Source organism: Methanobrevibacter curvatus, assembly GCF_001639295.1.
Classification (GTDB): Archaea; Methanobacteriota; Methanobacteria; order Methanobacteriales; family Methanobacteriaceae; genus Methanoflexus; species Methanoflexus curvatus.
In genome coordinates this window covers 1-17192 of the sequence record NZ_LWMV01000186.1, presented here as the reverse complement: position 1 = coordinate 17192, position 17192 = coordinate 1, and the positions used below count along the sequence as shown (strand labels likewise).

Below are 17192 nucleotides of genomic sequence, written 5' to 3'. Positions count from 1 at the left end.
AGACAGCATTAATATTAAATTTTAACAATTTTTAATGATTAAAATTTACAACATTAGCAGTTAATATATTAAATTTAAATAGATAATAGTTAATTTTTATAGATAATAGTTTTTATAGATAAATATTAAATTTGCTAATTTATATGAAATTTAAATAAATTTGAAACTCTATAAAAGAATTAAAAAAAGATAAAAAAATAAAAATAGTAGAAATTATTAGTTATTTTGAGCGAAAAAATATCATAGAAATATTTTCTTATTATAATAATTTCTACTTGGTGTTTTTCTATTAAAAATTAGAATTTATATTTTTACAAAAACAATTACAAAAGATAAGTTTTACAAAATATTTACAAAATATAAACTAGCAATAATATAAAAAAGAAAAAGAGAAATTAATCTCTTAATCCTAAATCTTGATAGTTAGATAATGGGGCAAGGATGCTGTAGTCATCTTTGCCTGGTTCATATCCATAAATATCTTGGATTTTTCTGTTAATTGCATGCCAGAACTGTGCTACTGGGATTTCAGAAGGACAAACATCTTCGCATTGACCACAGTTTGTACATGAATCTGCCATATGAACTGCTCTTCCTAAATGGAATAATGGAGCAGCAGGAATTAATCCTTTTGTAATCCAATCAGGACCAGATTCTAAAATACAATCAGGACAGTAACAAATAGGACAAGCTTCACGACAACCAAAACATTTCATACATTTTGAAAACTCATCTTTAAATTCGTTAAATATTTCTAAAATATCTCCTTGTAAATCTTTGAATTCTTTTTCTTGAGCTTTTGTTGCCATATTAACCATAGTTTGGTCAATTTTAGCCCTAATTTCTATACCTTTAGGAATAGCCTCTTCAGTCTCAATAACACCAGCTGCAATAGCTTCTTCAAGAATTTTAGCTCCTTTTTCACTGAAAACTTCAACAAATGTTGCTTTTCCAGCTTTAGGTCCTATAACTCCCCAGTTACCAAGGGCAACATCAGCCATAGTTGGAATATTATATTCACAACGTTGACAGTTGGTTCTTCTACCCCATCCATCTTCTTCTAACTCATCTATTTTAATAGATTTCTCACCATCATGAGTTTCAATGATTAAGTTTCCTTTTGCAATTTCTTCTTTAACTACTTCATCAGGATTAAGATTAAAGATTTCATCAATCATTATACGAGTCTTGTTAGGTGGCATTGTTCCACCACAGTTTACTCCTACCATTATGATGTTATCTTCAACAACTCTTCCTTTTTTGATAAGTTCTCTAATGGTTCTTGCATCACATGGTTTACATGTAACAGCTATTTTAATATTTTTTAAACCATCTAAGTATTTTTCAACTACTTTTGCTAAATTTAATGTACCACAATGAAGTGAACCAGCAGATTTTATAACATCTTCTCCTTTTGTAATAAGCTTAGGAACAGCATCATAAAGATCAGCTGCTTTTTCAACTGCAAGAACAGCATCAACTAAACCGTTTTCTAAAAGATATTTCATTAAGGTAGTTACAGCTCCACCATATTCACCTTTTTCAGCGATAGCATTATCTGCAGACCACATATAACATTTATCATTTACTTCGACTGCCATTTAAATCACTCCAACTTCTCAATAGTAACTGCACAGACTTTTAACTCTGCCATTTTAGATTTTGGATCTAATTCCTTTGAGGTGGTTAAGAAGTTAGCAGCACATTCAAAGAAATGCATTGGTATGTTAACTTCTCCTTCGATAATATCAGGAGTTACTCTCGCAGGAATTTCAATTTCTCCTCTTCTAGATCTAACTTTAACTTTTTCTCTGTTAGCAATACCTAACTTTTTAGCATCATTAGGATGGATTTCCACATAACCAGTAGGCAATTCTTTGTCTAATGTTTTACACCTTCTAGTCATACTTGCATGATAGTGGAAAATAGTTCTTGTAGTTGTTAAAACAAGAGGATAGTCATCATCTGGTAATTCAGAAGGACCAATGTAATCAGCAGGTTCAAATATGCCTAATCCATCAGGATGTGCAAATGTATCAATGTGCATTAAACCTTGACCTGGGTGGTCTTCAGTAGGACATGGCCAGTGTAAAGCTTCAGGTCTTTCTAATCTTTCTCTGTTCATTCCAGCATATTGAGGAGTAATCTTTCTCATTTCATCAAAGATTTCTTGAGCATTAGCATATGTGAACTCATCAGCAAATTTAGGGTCAATTCTTTCTGCAATTTCTTTCATGATTTGCCAATCGTATTTAGCTTCTCCTGGAGCATCAACAGCTTTTCTAACTAATTGTACTCTTCTTTCACCACTGGTAAAGGTTCCTTCTTGTTCACCCCAACCAGCAGCAGGTAAAACAACATCAGCATATCTTGCAGTTTCTGACATAAATGTGTCTTGAACTACTAAGAAGTCTAAGTTTTCCATTGCTTCTATAACATGGTTAGTTTCAGGATCAGATAAAACTGGATCTTCTCCAGTAATGTACATACATTTCATGTCTCCACGAGCTGATGCATGTATCATTTCAACAACAGTGAGTCCTGGAGCACAGCTATCTAAAGTGCAGGACCAATTTTCTTCAACGGCTTTCTGTGCTGCCTCTGAAACAACTTTTTGGTAACCTGGATAATCAGTAGGGAGAGCTCCCATATCACAAGCACCTTGCACATTATTCTGTCCTCTAAGTGGGTTAACACCAGATCCAACTTTACCAATGTTACCAGTAAGCATAGCTAAATTTGCGTTAGCCATAACATTATCTGCACCATGTCTGTGTTCTGTAATACCTAATGAGTATACAATAGCTGAATTTTCAGCTTGACCATACATTAATGCAGCTTTTTTGATTTTTTCTGGGTCTGCTTCAGTAATTTTTGCAACAGTATCTAAATCGTATTTTGATACAGTTTCTTTTAATCTTTGGTAATTTTTAGTTCTATTTTCAATGAACTCATCATCTTGTAAACCTTCATCTATGATGATTTTCATTATACCATTTAATAATGCAACATCTCCACCAGATTTAAAGTCAATGTATAAATCAGCTAATTTTGCAGTTGGAGTGTAACGTGGATCAATAACAATAATCTTAGCACCATTCTTTTTAGCCCTAATAACTCTTCTTCCAAAGAGAGGGTGTGCTTCCATGTTGTTTGAACCAATAATTAATATAACATCTGCACTTTCTACACTTACAAAGTCGTTGGTCATAGCACCTGAACCAAAGGTTTTTGCTAAACCTGCAACAGTAGGTCCGTGGCAAATTCTTGCACAGTGATCTACATTGTGAGTATTAATAACTGTACGTGCAAATTTTTGTGTAATATAAATATTTTCATTTGGAGATCTAGCACATGCTAAAAATCCAACTTCTTCAGGTTTGAATGTTTTTATTTTTTTAGCAATTAAATCTAATGCTTCATCCCATTCTGCTTCTCTAAAGTTACTACCATCAGCTATTTTTGAGATAGGAACATCTACTATTGCAGTACCTTCGTAGTCTGCAGGAGCTCCAACTCTAATTAATGGTTTAGTAAGTCTGTCATCTCTTTGGAAAAATTCATGTGAAAAAGTACCTTTTGGACACAATTTTCCTTCATTGACTGGATGCCTTTTCCATGGTTCTACACCAACAACCTTGCCATCTACAACAACAAGATTTAAACCACAGCCTGTTCCACAATATGGACAGATAGTAGGCACATATTTCATTTCTACCATATGATTCACCTATATTTCAATAAATACTTTAATTTTAAATATTTATTGTATTATACAACCGTAATATTTTTTATTTTAAAACTATTATATTTTAAAACTATTAAATACTATTTAAAAGACTTGTTTAAAATTTAATGCATTTTTAGATTTCAATAATAATCTTTTATAATATTTGTATTAATATTTGTATTTTAAAAATAAATGTGATAAATAAAATTTAAAAAAATTAAAAATAAATTAAAAATATTTCATTTTATAATCCAATTTTATAATCTAATTAAAAATTATTTATAATTTATTTTCACTAAACAATTTTCACTAAACAATTAAGATTATTCTATTTTTTGACCTCTTAGGTAAACAAACCAATAAAGGAATCCAACAAAAATAGCTCCACCAATTATATTACCTATTGTTACGGGTATTAAATTGTTAAATACTCCTTGCCATGTAATGGTAACAAGATTAGGATCTGCTCCAGCAGCTGCGATATTTCTTTCACCCATGAATACACCAAGAGTTAAGAAAAACATATTTGCAATACTGTGCTCAAATCCAATAGCTACGAAAGCCATGATTGGGAACCAAATACCAAGGATTTTTCCAATAATATCATCTGATGCAATAGCAAGATAAACTGCTAGACATACCAACCAATTACATCCAATACCTCTTAGAAGGGCTTCAGTAAATCCTAATTTTATCTTAGGTGCTGCTACCGAAACTGCCTTAACTGCAAATGGGAAAGTTTCAGTACCATTTACTACTGTAGGAGCAGTCATAAGACCAGTTGCTGTAGCTAAAACATAAGCAACAAACAATGCACCAACAAAGTTGAACACCCAACTTACAACCCAATTTTTAACAAGTCCGCCAGCTGTGGCTTTGCCTGTTAAAACTCCAAAAGTCATGTACATATTATTTCCAGTAAACAGCTCTGATCCAGCTATAACAACTAGCATCAAACCAACTGGGAACACTGCACCGAAAAATAGTTTTACTAAACCAGCAGGAAACTCAGGAGCTGCCATACCAGTAGTAACAATTTCTGCAAGTAAACCGCCAAACGCAATGTAAGCACCTGCAAAGAAACTTAGTATAATTGTATTAATTATACTTGAATTTTGTTTAGTTCCTGCAATTCCAACCATAGCCTTAGCTGTGTCTGCAGGACTTTTAAAACTAGAACCCATAATTAACAACCTCTTTATTATTTAAATTCTATTTTAAAATTTTATTATTTAAAATTTTTAATACTGAAATTCTTATATGATATAAATTTAATTCAAAGCCTATAAAAAATTAAGTCCTTTAAAATCCTATAAAATTTTCAGTATGATATTAAATTTATCATTAGTATAAAAATACTTATCTTTAAGTTTTAAATAACAAGTTTTATATATAAAGACCTATATACATTTAAATTTATTATAAACAAATATTTTTAACACTTTTTTAATACTTTTTATGGTCTCTAAACTCTTTTTTTTAAATAAAATTCTTTTAATTCTTTTTTTTATTGAATGTATAATCATGTTTTTAATTATCAATAATTGTTCACTATTAATAATTAAGATTAATTAGATTTAAAATTTATTTATTTATATGCTGTACATACAACTATTTTTTTTAAAAAAATTTTTCTATTTTATCTATTTTAATAATTATTCCTTCTATATCTCTTTATTTTTCTTTTTTAAATGTTTTATAGTCACATAATCAAATTTCATTCTATTTTTTAGAATTTAATTTTTTTCTATTTTTATTCAATTTTATTTTTTTTCTTATCTTTTTTAGAAAATTTTATCTTAACTAAAAATAATATTACTAATTAAAAAAATAAATAATAAGATATTTTTTTTAAAAAAAAATTATTAATTTTTGCTTATTTCACAATATTTCATTTATGTTTGTGCTATTATTATAAATAGTAATAATATAAGTATATTTTACTGAAATATTAGTTTTAATTAGATAATTTTTAAAAATTTATATAATTACTTTTTGGAATTGATAAAATGGAACTAATAGATGAAATTGAAGCTTTTAAATATGAAAATAGTGAATTAAAAAAATTTAAAGAGAAAATAGTTGTTGATGAAACAATTACATTAAATATTAACGATAATTTAACAAGAAATTTTTCAATTAGTCCAGATTCTTTAAAAGAATTTGCTGTAGGATATATGTTAGGTGAAGGGCTTATTAATTCTTATGAAAATGTTATTGATATAGAAATAAATAATAATATTTTGAATACAGAAATTAATTTAGAAGATTTTGATATTAGAAAAGAATTGCTTGTTGGTTCAGATTGTTTTGGGGGCTGGAGAACTAAAATAGATATTATAGATGAAGTTGAATCAGATTTTATCATTGAGCCAGAGGAATTAATTAAAAATATAAATACCTTAAGAGAAAAAGCGTTTACATGGAAACAAACTGGTGGAACACATATTGCTGGATTAGTAAACTGTGAAAAAAATGAATTTATAGCTATTGAAGACGTATCTCGTCATGTTGCAGTTGATAAGATTATAGGTGCTGCAGCCATTAAAAACCTTGATTTTTCAAATTCTTATATTATTTATAGTGGTAGAATGCCTGCTGATATGCTAATAAAAATAGCACGTGTTGGTATTCCATTAATAGCTTCAAATGCCGCCCCAACTCTTTCAGGTTACACTGTAGCAGATAAGGCAAATATAACAATGATTGGATTTTTAAGAGAAGACAGATTCAATGTCTATACTCACCCACATAGAATCATGCTATGATCTGTTTTTTAGATATTTAGATTTTTTAGGTGTTCTAGACATTTTAGGTATTTTAGATTTTTTTTTATTTTTTTTATTTTTTCTTTTTTTACTTTTTCGTATTTTCTTATTTTATACTTTATTTTCATTATTTAAGGTTCTTCATTATTTAAGATTTTTCATTATTTAAGATTTGCTTTAAAAAATTTAAGACATCTAAGCCTGTTGGTGGACATCCTGTTATGTTTTTTTTAAATTTTATACAACAATTTCCTATTCCTATTCCTCCAACTTTTGTTCTTACAATGGCTTCTTTTTTAAATCCTTGACCTATTTTTATTTTTTCATTAATATTTTCTATTTTTGAAGCTTCTAGTTTATCTAATGCAAAAATTAGCGAGGAATAACATGCTGAACAAGAAGAATTATCATCAATAAATCTTTCTAATTTTTCAATGGCTAAAGGTTTATGTTTATTGTTTTTTTTAGTATTATTTCTATTTTCATAAGTTTTTATTCTATTATCTGAGTTTAATTCAATTATTTCGCTGTTTTTGTCATGAAATTTCCCTAACTCGTATTTTAAGCCATAGTTTAAGTAATCAATTTCTTCTGGATTGTAACCAATAAGTTTTGATAAATAGCTATCTAAAAGCAATGGGTCTTTGGACAAAAATATTCTATTTTGTTCCACAGGATTGCCTCCACATTCATAATTTAAATCACCGCATATTCCATCAACAATATGGAGGGATGGTTTTATAACAGTGTTTATTCCAGCTATTGGCTTGCTTAATCCAATTCTATGATATCTTCTTTTCTCATCATCAGGTATACAACCTTTAATATTTTTTAAACATGCTGTTATCTTTGTTTGACAATGTCCTTTTAAAACTGGAACATTAATAATAAAATCAGCATCTAAAAACGATTTACATACATTTAAATTTAAATTATCAAATTTTACAGTTTCTACATTATCTTTTTTCGTATCAAGAATTTTTAAACCATATTTTTCTGCTAAACTAAGGTATCCACCAATTTTAAATGCTGGAATGGTGCTTGTTCCATCACCAACCCATGAACCTTCAGCTATTGTAATATCTTCAATTTTATTTTCTTTTAAATAAATCACAATAGCTTCAACTATTTCAACATGTGTAGTAGCTCCATTTTCTGCCTTTTCACTAACAACTAGATTAGGTTTAATGATTATTTTTATTCCAGGATTTAATTCTTCCTTAACATTAGCCATTTCAAGCAATTCTAATGTCATTTTAATTAAATTACTTCCATTGTTAATATATATTTTATCTCTTTTCTTCATTTCAATCATTATTTTTTAATAACATTTTATATCTAGTCATTTTTTTTTTTTTTTTTTTTTAAGAGGCTGTGAAATGATTATTTTTTTGTAAAAACAAATATTTAAAAATAATTATAATTTGTAAAAAACTTTTATTTAAATTAGTTTTCTTTATTTTTGAGAAAACCTTTTGATGAACCTTTTTTTAAAAGGTTCTTCTAGTTAGTAAATAACTCATATTAACTAGTTAAATTTAAATTAAAATATTTTAAAAAATAATAAAATTAAATGTTTAAAAATAATTATTTTTAGTAAATAGACATTAATATTAATTAAAATAGAATTTTATTAAATATTTATATTTATTTTTATAATAAAATTCATTATAACTTTATAAATTTAATTTTAACTTAATTAATTAAATTTAGAAAATTAGGTTTTCAATTGCTACATAGCCATTTAATGATTTTTTTATATAATTTTTTTATATATTTAAAGTATTAAATATAAATATTTATATGAAATATTACTTAATAATCTCCAAGATATTATGATAAAATACAAATTAATTCGTTCTAAACGGAAAACAATTTCTTTGAAAATAAAGGAAAATGGACAAGTTATTGTAAGGTCTCCTTTAAAAACATCTAAATCCTTTATTGATGATTTTATTAAATCTAATGAAGAATGGATATTAAAAAATCAAAAAGAACTTATAAAAAAGTTTAATTCTAAGAATTCATTTAATTTAAATTATCATGATAAAGTATATTTAAGGGGAAATTTAGTAGAAATTATTCCTTCTGATGATAATATTGCTCAATTTAAGGATAATAAGTTTTTTATTCCAAAAAACCTTGATAATAATCAAATAAAATCTATTATCATTCATTTCTACAAAATAATAGTTAAATCATATATTAATCAAAGAGTAAGCCATTTTAAAAAAATCATGAATGTCAATCCTTTAAAAGTAAGGATTTCTAATGCTAAAACACGTTGGGGAAGTTGTAGTGGAAAAAATAGCTTAAATTTTTCATGGAGAATTATTATGGGAGATGAAGAAACTATTGATTATCTTGTTGTCCATGAACTTGCTCATATTAAACACCATAACCATTCAAAGAACTTTTGGATCGAAGTTGAAGCGGTTTTACCTGATTATAAAAATTTAAGAAATAAAATTAGACAATTAGAGGGATTTTTATCCCTTGAGAATTGGGATTAACTTATTTTTTACTTTAAACTAGTAGTTGATCCGACTTTCTCTAATTCTTCTCTCCAATGTTTTGGATTATCTTTAATATATTGATTTAAGAGTTCTCTTGGTTCTTTCATATTTAAACATCTTAGTTCTACATCATTTTCTTTTAATAAGTTTTCAGCACCCATCAATGTTGAATTTTCTCCTATAACGACTCTTTTTATATGGTAAAGAATAATGGCTCCAGAACACATTGGGCAAGGTGAAAGTGTTGTGTATAGAGTAATTTGCTTATACTCTTCTCCATTGAGTCTTCCAGCATTTTCAATGGCATCCATTTCACCATGTAATATAACAGAATTATTTTGTATTAGTTTATTGTGTCCCCTGGATATGATCTCACCATTTTTTACTAAAACTGAACCAATAGGAAGTCCACCTTCTTCCAACGATTTTTTAGCTTCTTTAATAGCTTCCATCATAAATTCTTTATCTTTTATAATATTTTTATCCATTTAAATTTTCCTTATCTATAATTAATTTAAAATGTTTTTAATAATATTTCCATCTTGAATTATTATTTTAAGATTGTTTTTATCCTGTAATGACTTAATATTTTCTAATGGATTCTTCTTTGTAATAATAAAATCTGCTGATTTTCCTGTTTCTATTGAACCTATTTTATCTTCTAATCCAAGACATTCTGCACTTGTTAGTGTTCCAGCTATTAATGCTTCCCTTTCATCCATCCCCATATTAACTAAATGCTCTAATTCTTTAAGATTTTGACCATGTTCATGTACTCCACTGTCAGTTCCCATAGCTATTTTTACTCCTTCATTGTAAGCTATTTCAATATTTTCTTTATGTATTTTAGAAACCTCTAAAGCTTTAGGAATTTTATCTTCTGGAAGGACTTTCTTTTTAGCTTGTTTTCTTTGCCATTGTATTACAGAAAATGTTGGAATAAGAAAAGTTCCTTTTTTAATCATTTCTTGAGCTAAATTTTTTGTTATTGATGTTCCATGTTCAATTGAATGGACTCCAGCTTTTAATGAAAGTTCTAATCCTCCAAGACCATGACAATGTGTTGCAACTTTTTTTTTTCCTAATCTATTGGCTTCATCTACAATGCCTTTCAACTCTTTTTTGTTATACTGAATATCTTGAGGACTGTCACTTTCACTTATAACTCCACCACTTGCCATTACTTTTACAAAATCAGCACCTGATCGAACAATTTCTCTTGTTTTTCTTATAACTCCCTCAACACCATTTGCGACTGGATGTGGAAATCCAGGATATTGTGGAATCATATCATAACCAGATTTTAGTGTAATATCAAAATGTCCACCAGTAATTGAGATAGGCATGATTGAAATTTGAAGTTTTGGAGAATAAATCAATCCTTTGTTGGCTGAAAGTTTTACTCCATAATCTAAAAGTCCACAATCACGAGCAGTTGTAATTCCACATTCTAATGTTTTTCTACAATTTTCAGCTCCTTTATAAAAATAGTATGATAAAGGGTCACTCATATAATCAGAGTTTACAAACCCTCTTGCCATTAAATGTACATGACTGTCTATAAATCCAGATAAAATATAATTATCTTCACCATCAACTATATTTTCATAATTTGATTTATTTTGTGAAATATTTTTTCCAATATCTTTTATTTGTCCGTTATCAACAGCTATTGAAGAATTAACATCTATTTCTTCCTTTTTTGGGTCTATTATATTAATATTTTTTATTAATGTTTTCATTTTATCAAATTTTCCTATTTTCTAATAATTTTCAAGTTTTCCTACTTTTTTTATACTTTTTTTATTCTTTTTCTATTTTCTTTTTTTCTTTTTTTAAATGATGTTCAATTGATTTTATTAATCCTACAGGACCTGTCATCATAACATCTCCTCCAGGTGTGGCATTATAGTAGTCAAAATCAGTATTTTTTATTATTCCTCTTCTTGGACCTGTAACAACTACTTTTTCTAATTTTGATATTGGATTTAGTATATGGGTACCATGACCATAGTTTCCATGAACCTCTTCATGAGTTAAACTTCCATCAACTAGTTTATTTATTAAATTTGTGATAGTTTCACCTGTTTTATCATCTAAATTAGTTGTGTGATGTTCAAATAATCCTTGAATTAATCCATTTTCTATTGATGTAGCCATGGTATGACCATTTCCAATATCAATAACAACAAAGCTATTTAAATTATTTATTTTTTCATCATGAATAGCTCCAGCTATTGAAGCAAACTTAGAATCCATTATGATACTTTTAAATTTTTTATTTATTTGATTTTTGCTATTTTCATTTTCATTTTCATTATTTCTATTATTTTCCTCTTTATTTTTTTCATAATTTTCATAATTTTCATAATTTTTAATATTACTTTCAATAGCTTTCATTCTTGTAAAGTATTCAGGAATATTATTAATATAAGCAAATTCTTCTGGAGCCATTGGTTCTTTTAATTTTTCTCTTATTTTTTCAAATCTAAAATCTCTATCTCCCATTTTTGGTGAATAACCATGGTCTTGAACTGCAACAGCCAAATAATCAAAAAAATAATTTAATTCATATTTAGAAATAGTTTTGGATAATTCATCTAAATCTAAATCTTTAAAGCTTAATTTTGAATATTTCAAAAATTTAGGATCTATTTGAGGATTAATTTCAGAATTTATTTTAGGATCTATTTTAGGATTAATCTTAGAATCTATTTTAGGATTAATCTTAGAATCTATTTTAGGAGAAATTTTAGGAGTAGTTTTAGAGTTATTTTTTTTTATATTTGTAGTGGAGCTGTTTTTTAAATTTTTTTCATAGGAGTAATCTTCTACTATTTCTACTCCAAGTGATTCTACTTGGGATAAATCATCTCTTATTGTTTTTGCTGGAGTTTTTTCAATAGCTACTTTATATCCTTCATTTAATAAGTTAACTATTTCTCTTTTAATCTTTCCTCCACCCATAATCTCTCCATCAATGTATAAATCATTTTTAATTCTCTTTATTCTCTCTACAGTTTGAACTGATGGAGAGGGAAGGACTAATTTTATGGAATTTTCAAGATTTTCTTTGCTGTTGTAAAGTAAAATGTCTTGTGTTCCTGCTCCAATATCAATGGCTAAAATTTTCATATAAATCAATATATTTCATTATTAATAATTAATGATATTAATGCCCATATTTTCAATCAATCTTTTCTAAAATTTTAATTATTTGTAATTTTCATTCATTCTTTTTATGGCTGATTCTAAAGTGGGGATATTTGTTTGACATCCTAACTCTTCAACTATAAATGATGAAACTGAAGAGGCCAATTGTGCTGATTTTTCCAATGATTCTCCTTTTAAATAGTATCTAAAAAATCCTGCCCTAAATGAATCACCTGCACCTGTTGGATCTACAGCTGGGCGATAAATTGAGTTTATTTTAATTTTTTCATCTGAATAAATACTACTTCCTTTTTCTCCTTCGGTTTTAATAACAATTTTAGGCCCAAGATTCCTTAAAGAATCAATATTTAAATTTAACCTGTCTAATATAGTGTTTATTTCAAATTGATTTCCAAAGATAATATCTGTATTTTCTATCACCGATTTAAGGGTTTTATTGTCGTATATATGTAGGTCTTGACCTGGATCAAAAGACACAATTTTATCATTCTCTTTAGCTATTAAAGAGGATCTATAATTGAAACTTGGGTCTCCTGTAGCTAAATGAATGACTTCTGTATTTTCAATTGCCTTTGGATTTACTGGTGTATTTTTAAATTCGCTACTTGCTCCCCAATAGAAATAGCTCACTTGATCATTATTTGAATCAGTATGAACAAAAGCAGTTGAGGTATTTTCATCTTTCACATGAATTAAATGGTTTAAATTGATGTTTAAGTCTTCCATTAAGAGTTTATAACTTGAATATAAAAAATCATCCCCAACTGCTGAAATAAGAGAAGTTTTAATGCCTAATTTAGATCCTACAACTGCAACATTGGCTGCTGCTCCACCATGTAAATGTTTCATCTTGTTTATTGTTATAGAGCTATTTGGTTCAGGAAATTTATCCACACGAATAATATAATCAAATGCAGTATGTCCAATGGCTAATAAGTCACTTTTTATACTCAAAAAATCACCTCTTATATTTTTTGAAAAGATTAAATTTTTCTTTTTTGTTATTGTTTTATAGTATTATTATTTTGATAAAAGAAATTTATAAATATTTTGATTGATTTTTTAAGTATTGGCTTTTTTATATTTTTTAACTTTATATTTTTTAATTTTATGCTTTTTAGCTTTATTACTTTTTAACTTTATTAATTTTATATTTATATTTATATTTTATTATTTTATTATTTTATTATTTTATTACTTTATTATTTTATCGTTAATTAATAGCTTTTTAATTGAAGAAATCCTTGTTCTTTTATTATTTTCTTTCCATTATTTAAAATATAATCAATAAAGTTGTTTACCTTTGAATTTTCTTTATTTTTTATTATTAAACTTAAAACATGTTCTGTTTGATTTTTTAATATTTCATCTCCTTTAAAAAAGCTTGTGTTTAAGAATGTATAAATATTTTCTGAATTTGAAACAATTTTATATGCATCATATTGACTTTTAACCTCTTTTACAATACTAAATGGGATATTCAAATCTTTAAGTGTTTGCCATGCTAATCTCTGAGCAGAACCTTCTACTGAGATGAATTTAAGATTTTTTAGATCTTCAACTGATTTTATTTTTTTTAAATTAATATTGTTATTTGAAACAAGAGACAATGTGTCTGAAGCTATTGGTATAAATTCTAAATCTTTTTGAAATGCTAGTAATGGATCATCTAAAGCTAAAATATCTACAAAATTTCTTTTAAACATCTCATATGCACTTGAATTGTCGCTAGAGTATAGTGAAATATTTAAATTAGTGCTACATTTTTCTTCTTTTTTTTTCTCTTCTTCTAAATGGGATTCTTTAAAGTCAATACTTAAATATTCTAAGAGTCCTAAAACTATTGGACCTCCGAAAATTTTAATATTATCAAACTCTTCAAGTTTTTTCTTGTAGTTTATATATTTATTTAATAAATTTAGACCATTTTTACTTAATTCTGTTCCTTTTGGCGTTGTTTGTGTTAATTCATACCCTAGCTTTTTTTCTACATTTTTTATTCTTCGATTTAGAACTGGAGCAGAAACATCTAAAATTTCAGCTGTTTTTCGTTGTGAAAATGTTTTAGAAAGTGCTTCTAATGATTCGAATAGCTTGTAATCATAAAAATTTTCATCTAATTTTAATCCAATCTTTGGCTCGAATTTCATTTTTTCCCTAATAAAATTTAGATATTTCTAATTTTACCTATTAAAAATTATACATGTTCATTTTAAAGTTATATTAAGTTTTATGTTTTAAATATATTTTAAATAGTATTTTAGTTATTAAATAATTTAATATCTTTATTTTATTTAAAAGCTATTTTATTTGAAAATTATTTTATTTGAAAGTTTTGTTTAAAAATTTTATTTAAAATATTAATTTAATTTTTTAATTTTTTAATAATTTTACATGATTTTTTATAGGTTTTTAAATTATTTTTTTAAAAATTTCGTAACATTTATATACTAACATGAATATAGTTAATTATAATGCATTAGATTAGATATACATTATTTTTTTTATTTATTAATTAAATTATTTTAAATAAATTTTTATGAAATACTTTCTATATAAATAATACTTTTAATTATATAAATATTGTTCTTTAATAAGATATATTTTTATTTTTAATACTACTATTTTTTAGATTAATTTTTATATTTTTTATTGAATTTTTGATTGGTTTATGAATAATCTGTATTTTCTTTGTAATTGCATTTTAAAAAACTTGTAAATGTCTTTTTAAAGGCAAAATTATTTTACAATTTAGTGATAAAATGTTTGAAGATAGTTATAATAGAAGAGAAGAGTACCAAGTACCTGTAGAAGTTGATTCCGAATACGATGTTAAAATTGAAGATCAAGGTAAAACTGGTGACGGTATAGCAAGAATTGATGGATATGTTATTTTTGTTCCTGGAACAGAAGTAGGACAAGAAGTCAAAGTTAAAATCAATGCAACCAGAAGAAAATTCGGTTTTGGTGAAAAAGTAGAATAAGCTTTTTCCTTTAGTATAACCTAAGGGTTATATATTTTTTTCTTTTTTATTTTTTTTTTTAATCTTATTAATTGATATGTCAATTATATTTTTCATGCTTTTTTAGTTTTTTAACATTATACTTTTTTGCATGTTTTATCACTAGAGTAATTTTTCTTCAAAAGTTTTTTATATCTCAAAGTATAATTTTATTTGATGAAGCATATTACCAAAAGAGACTTAATGACAATTAGCCATTTCCTTGGTTTAATAATGGAAGGAATTGGTATAACAGTATTAATTCCGGTAATTATTGCTTTAATTTACCATGAATATGAAATTTGGACTTTTTTAATTCCAGGTCTATTTTCAATAGCTTTAGGATATTTTCTTAAAAAATTCAATAAAATTGGAGAGTTAAAGCTGAAACACGGAATGATTATATCTACCTTAGCTTGGTTATGGGCAAGTATTATAGGTGCATTAATCATGGTTCTTGCATTGGACATATCATTTATAGATGGACTATTTGAGAATATGTCTGCTTGGACTGGAGCAGGAATTACTATAATTCCTAATTTAGAGATTATTCCTAATTCAATTTTATTTTTAAGAAGTTTGGAACAGTGGGTTGGAGGATTAGGAATAATAGCTCTTATAACAGGGATTTTACTTCATTCTGGTACCCCATTAGCTCGTCTTTATAAATCAGAGGCTCGTCAAGAAAAAATAGCTCCAAGTGTAGGAAGTACATTAAAAAAAATTATTAAAATTTATGGTACATTTACAGTACTTGGGATAATACTATTTATCCTTGCAGGAATGCCTATTTTTGATTCTATTAATCATTCTCTTACTGCAATATCTACTGGGGGCATGACCATTAAAAATGCAAGTTTTGGTTATTATAATAACAATATTTATAATATCATAGCAATGTTTTTAATGATTACTGGAGCTACCAGCTTTTTAACCATTTATAAATCTTTTACAACTAAACATTTAAAAATTTTTAAGGATATTCAGTTTCAAGTAATGATTGTCTTAATAGTTTTAATATTTGGACTTATTTTGCTTTACACAGACCTTTTGCCTATGGAAATTCTATTTCATGTAGTATCAGCCATTACCACAACAGGTTTTACTCTCCACAATGAGTTTACAATATCTTTATGGCCAGAATTTATGAAGTTTGGTATTTTTGCTTTGATGTTAATTGGAGGTTCATCAGGTTCAACATCTGGTGGTTTAAAGATTATAAGGCTTGTTTTACTTTTTAAAGACCTTCATAAAACAGTTTTAAACATAATTTCTCCAGAAGGACGAATTATAAGAACACGTATAAACTCTCAAAATTTTTCAGAACATAATTTAAAAGAAGCAAATTCTTACTTTGCTTTATACATGATCTTTATATTTATTGGGTGGGGAGTTTTCATTGCACATGGTTTTGATCCTTTAAGGGCATTGTTTGATGTTGTATCTGCCCAAGGAAATGTAGGAATTAATACTGGTCTTATCTTCTCTGGAGTACCAATATCTGCGAAAGTCATGTTAATTATTAACATGTGGATAGGAAGACTTGAGATTATTCCACTTTTAGTCTTTTTAACAGCTATTATAGAATTTTTTAAAAAAAATAAAACTCAAAAAAAGTCTAAACTTCGAAAAATCAAGTTTAGAGATGAATAATTTTTTTAATTGCATGTGTTTTAAACATTTTGAATATGGATCAGTAAAATCTAATTTTTTTTATTTTTTTAATTTTCAATTCTTAATTTTTATTTTTCATTTTTTTATTTTTATTTTTATTTTTTTTCAATTTTTTACTTTTTCTTGATATGAAAATTGTTAAAATCGTAAAATTTATTAAATAGTTTTTACAAAATGTTATATTTAATAAATATTTAAGTTGAAAAAGTTTGAGATATGAATTTATCATTAATGCTTTTATATTTAATTATTTGAGGGCATGATTTTATTTTTTTAAATTAGCCCTTAAATTAATCTTTAAATAATCTTTAAATTCATATTCTATAAT

13 protein-coding genes are annotated in these 17192 nt (G+C 26.4%); 4 read left to right on the top strand and 9 right to left on the bottom strand.

Translation table 11 applies throughout. The annotated features are described in order from the left end of the window. Positions 1-395: 395 nt before the first annotated feature. The 3 genes from MBCUR_RS07025 to MBCUR_RS07015 all read right to left on the bottom strand — a co-directional run bounded on the left by MBCUR_RS07025 (position 396) and on the right by MBCUR_RS07015 (position 4914). Positions 396-1601, bottom strand: coding sequence for a Coenzyme F420 hydrogenase/dehydrogenase, beta subunit C-terminal domain (locus MBCUR_RS07025; RefSeq protein WP_067091982.1), 1206 nt, complete (start codon positions 1599-1601; stop codon positions 396-398). A gap of 5 nt (positions 1602-1606) precedes the next feature. Further along, complete coding sequence (gene fdhF / locus MBCUR_RS07020) at positions 1607-3721, bottom strand: formate dehydrogenase subunit alpha (RefSeq protein ID WP_067091980.1); 2115 nt, start codon at positions 3719-3721, stop codon at positions 1607-1609. 332 nt (positions 3722-4053) lie between these two features. Beyond that, the gene (locus MBCUR_RS07015; protein ID WP_211265135.1) at positions 4054-4914 is read right to left on the bottom strand and encodes a formate/nitrite transporter family protein; all 861 of its coding nucleotides are present in this window, start codon (positions 4912-4914) and stop codon (positions 4054-4056) included. 825 nt (positions 4915-5739) lie between these two features. On the opposite strand from MBCUR_RS07015, the gene fdhD reads away from it, so the two are divergent. Beyond that, positions 5740-6498 (top strand): formate dehydrogenase accessory sulfurtransferase FdhD, encoded by a 759-nt coding sequence (gene fdhD / locus MBCUR_RS07010; protein WP_067091976.1) that lies wholly within the window; start codon positions 5740-5742, stop codon positions 6496-6498. 148 nt (positions 6499-6646) lie between these two features. On the opposite strand, the gene MBCUR_RS07005 is transcribed toward fdhD, so the two are convergent. After that, positions 6647-7804, bottom strand: a complete 1158-nt coding sequence (locus tag MBCUR_RS07005; protein ID WP_067091984.1) for a DUF362 domain-containing protein — start codon at positions 7802-7804, stop codon at positions 6647-6649. A 529-nt stretch (positions 7805-8333) separates the two neighbouring features. On the opposite strand from MBCUR_RS07005, the gene MBCUR_RS07000 reads away from it, so the two are divergent. Beyond that, positions 8334-9011 carry a M48 family metallopeptidase gene (locus MBCUR_RS07000; RefSeq protein ID WP_067091974.1) on the top strand — a complete coding sequence of 226 codons (678 nt, stop codon included), beginning with the start codon at positions 8334-8336 and terminating at the stop codon, positions 9009-9011. Positions 9012-9019: 8 nt separating this feature from the next. On the opposite strand, the gene MBCUR_RS06995 is transcribed toward MBCUR_RS07000, so the two are convergent. From MBCUR_RS06995 to MBCUR_RS06975, 5 genes are all read right to left on the bottom strand, one after another. Then, a complete protein-coding gene (locus MBCUR_RS06995; RefSeq protein ID WP_067091972.1) occupies positions 9020-9502 on the bottom strand; it encodes a nucleoside deaminase in 483 nt (160 codons plus the stop codon). Positions 9503-9523: 21 nt separating this feature from the next. Beyond that, positions 9524-10756: a metal-dependent hydrolase family protein gene (locus MBCUR_RS06990; protein WP_067091970.1), complete on the bottom strand. Its 1233-nt coding sequence runs from the start codon at positions 10754-10756 to the stop codon at positions 9524-9526. Between the two features lie 61 nt (positions 10757-10817). Then, a complete protein-coding gene (locus MBCUR_RS11130; RefSeq protein ID WP_067091968.1) occupies positions 10818-12149 on the bottom strand; it encodes a DUF1786 domain-containing protein in 1332 nt (443 codons plus the stop codon). A gap of 78 nt (positions 12150-12227) precedes the next feature. Further along, entirely contained in the window at positions 12228-13142 is a 915-nt protein-coding gene (locus MBCUR_RS06980) for a carbohydrate kinase family protein (RefSeq protein WP_067091965.1), read from the bottom strand. Positions 13143-13405: 263 nt separating this feature from the next. Beyond that, positions 13406-14338, bottom strand: coding sequence for a LysR family transcriptional regulator (locus MBCUR_RS06975; protein ID WP_067091963.1), 933 nt, complete (start codon positions 14336-14338; stop codon positions 13406-13408). Positions 14339-14950: 612 nt separating this feature from the next. Here MBCUR_RS06975 and MBCUR_RS06970 point away from each other — a divergent pair. Next, on the top strand, positions 14951-15172 hold the full coding sequence (locus tag MBCUR_RS06970) for a TRAM domain-containing protein (protein WP_067091961.1): 222 nt from the start codon (positions 14951-14953) through the stop codon (positions 15170-15172). Positions 15173-15394: 222 nt separating this feature from the next. Next, positions 15395-16843: a TrkH family potassium uptake protein gene (locus tag MBCUR_RS06965; protein WP_169805812.1), complete on the top strand. Its 1449-nt coding sequence runs from the start codon at positions 15395-15397 to the stop codon at positions 16841-16843. Positions 16844-17192: the final 349 nt, after the last annotated feature.

Excerpts from the sequence above, each read along its gene's own strand:
- MBCUR_RS07025 (WP_067091982.1), bottom strand. The coding sequence starts at position 1,601 with ATGGCAGTCGAAGTAAATGATAAATGTTATATGTGGTCTGCAGATAAT.
- fdhF (WP_067091980.1), bottom strand. The coding sequence starts at position 3,721 with ATGGTAGAAATGAAATATGTGCCTACTATCTGTCCATATTGTGGAACA.
- MBCUR_RS07015 (WP_211265135.1), bottom strand. The coding sequence starts at position 4,914 with ATGGGTTCTAGTTTTAAAAGTCCTGCAGACACAGCTAAGGCTATGGTT.
- fdhD (WP_067091976.1), top strand. The coding sequence starts at position 5,740 with ATGGAACTAATAGATGAAATTGAAGCTTTTAAATATGAAAATAGTGAA.
- MBCUR_RS07005 (WP_067091984.1), bottom strand. The coding sequence starts at position 7,804 with ATGAAGAAAAGAGATAAAATATATATTAACAATGGAAGTAATTTAATT.
- MBCUR_RS07000 (WP_067091974.1), top strand. The coding sequence starts at position 8,334 with ATGATAAAATACAAATTAATTCGTTCTAAACGGAAAACAATTTCTTTG.
- MBCUR_RS06995 (WP_067091972.1), bottom strand. The coding sequence starts at position 9,502 with ATGGATAAAAATATTATAAAAGATAAAGAATTTATGATGGAAGCTATT.
- MBCUR_RS06990 (WP_067091970.1), bottom strand. The coding sequence starts at position 10,756 with ATGAAAACATTAATAAAAAATATTAATATAATAGACCCAAAAAAGGAA.
- MBCUR_RS11130 (WP_067091968.1), bottom strand. The coding sequence starts at position 12,149 with ATGAAAATTTTAGCCATTGATATTGGAGCAGGAACACAAGACATTTTA.
- MBCUR_RS06975 (WP_067091963.1), bottom strand. The coding sequence starts at position 14,338 with ATGAAATTCGAGCCAAAGATTGGATTAAAATTAGATGAAAATTTTTAT.
- MBCUR_RS06970 (WP_067091961.1), top strand. The coding sequence starts at position 14,951 with ATGTTTGAAGATAGTTATAATAGAAGAGAAGAGTACCAAGTACCTGTA.
- MBCUR_RS06965 (WP_169805812.1), top strand. The coding sequence starts at position 15,395 with ATGACAATTAGCCATTTCCTTGGTTTAATAATGGAAGGAATTGGTATA.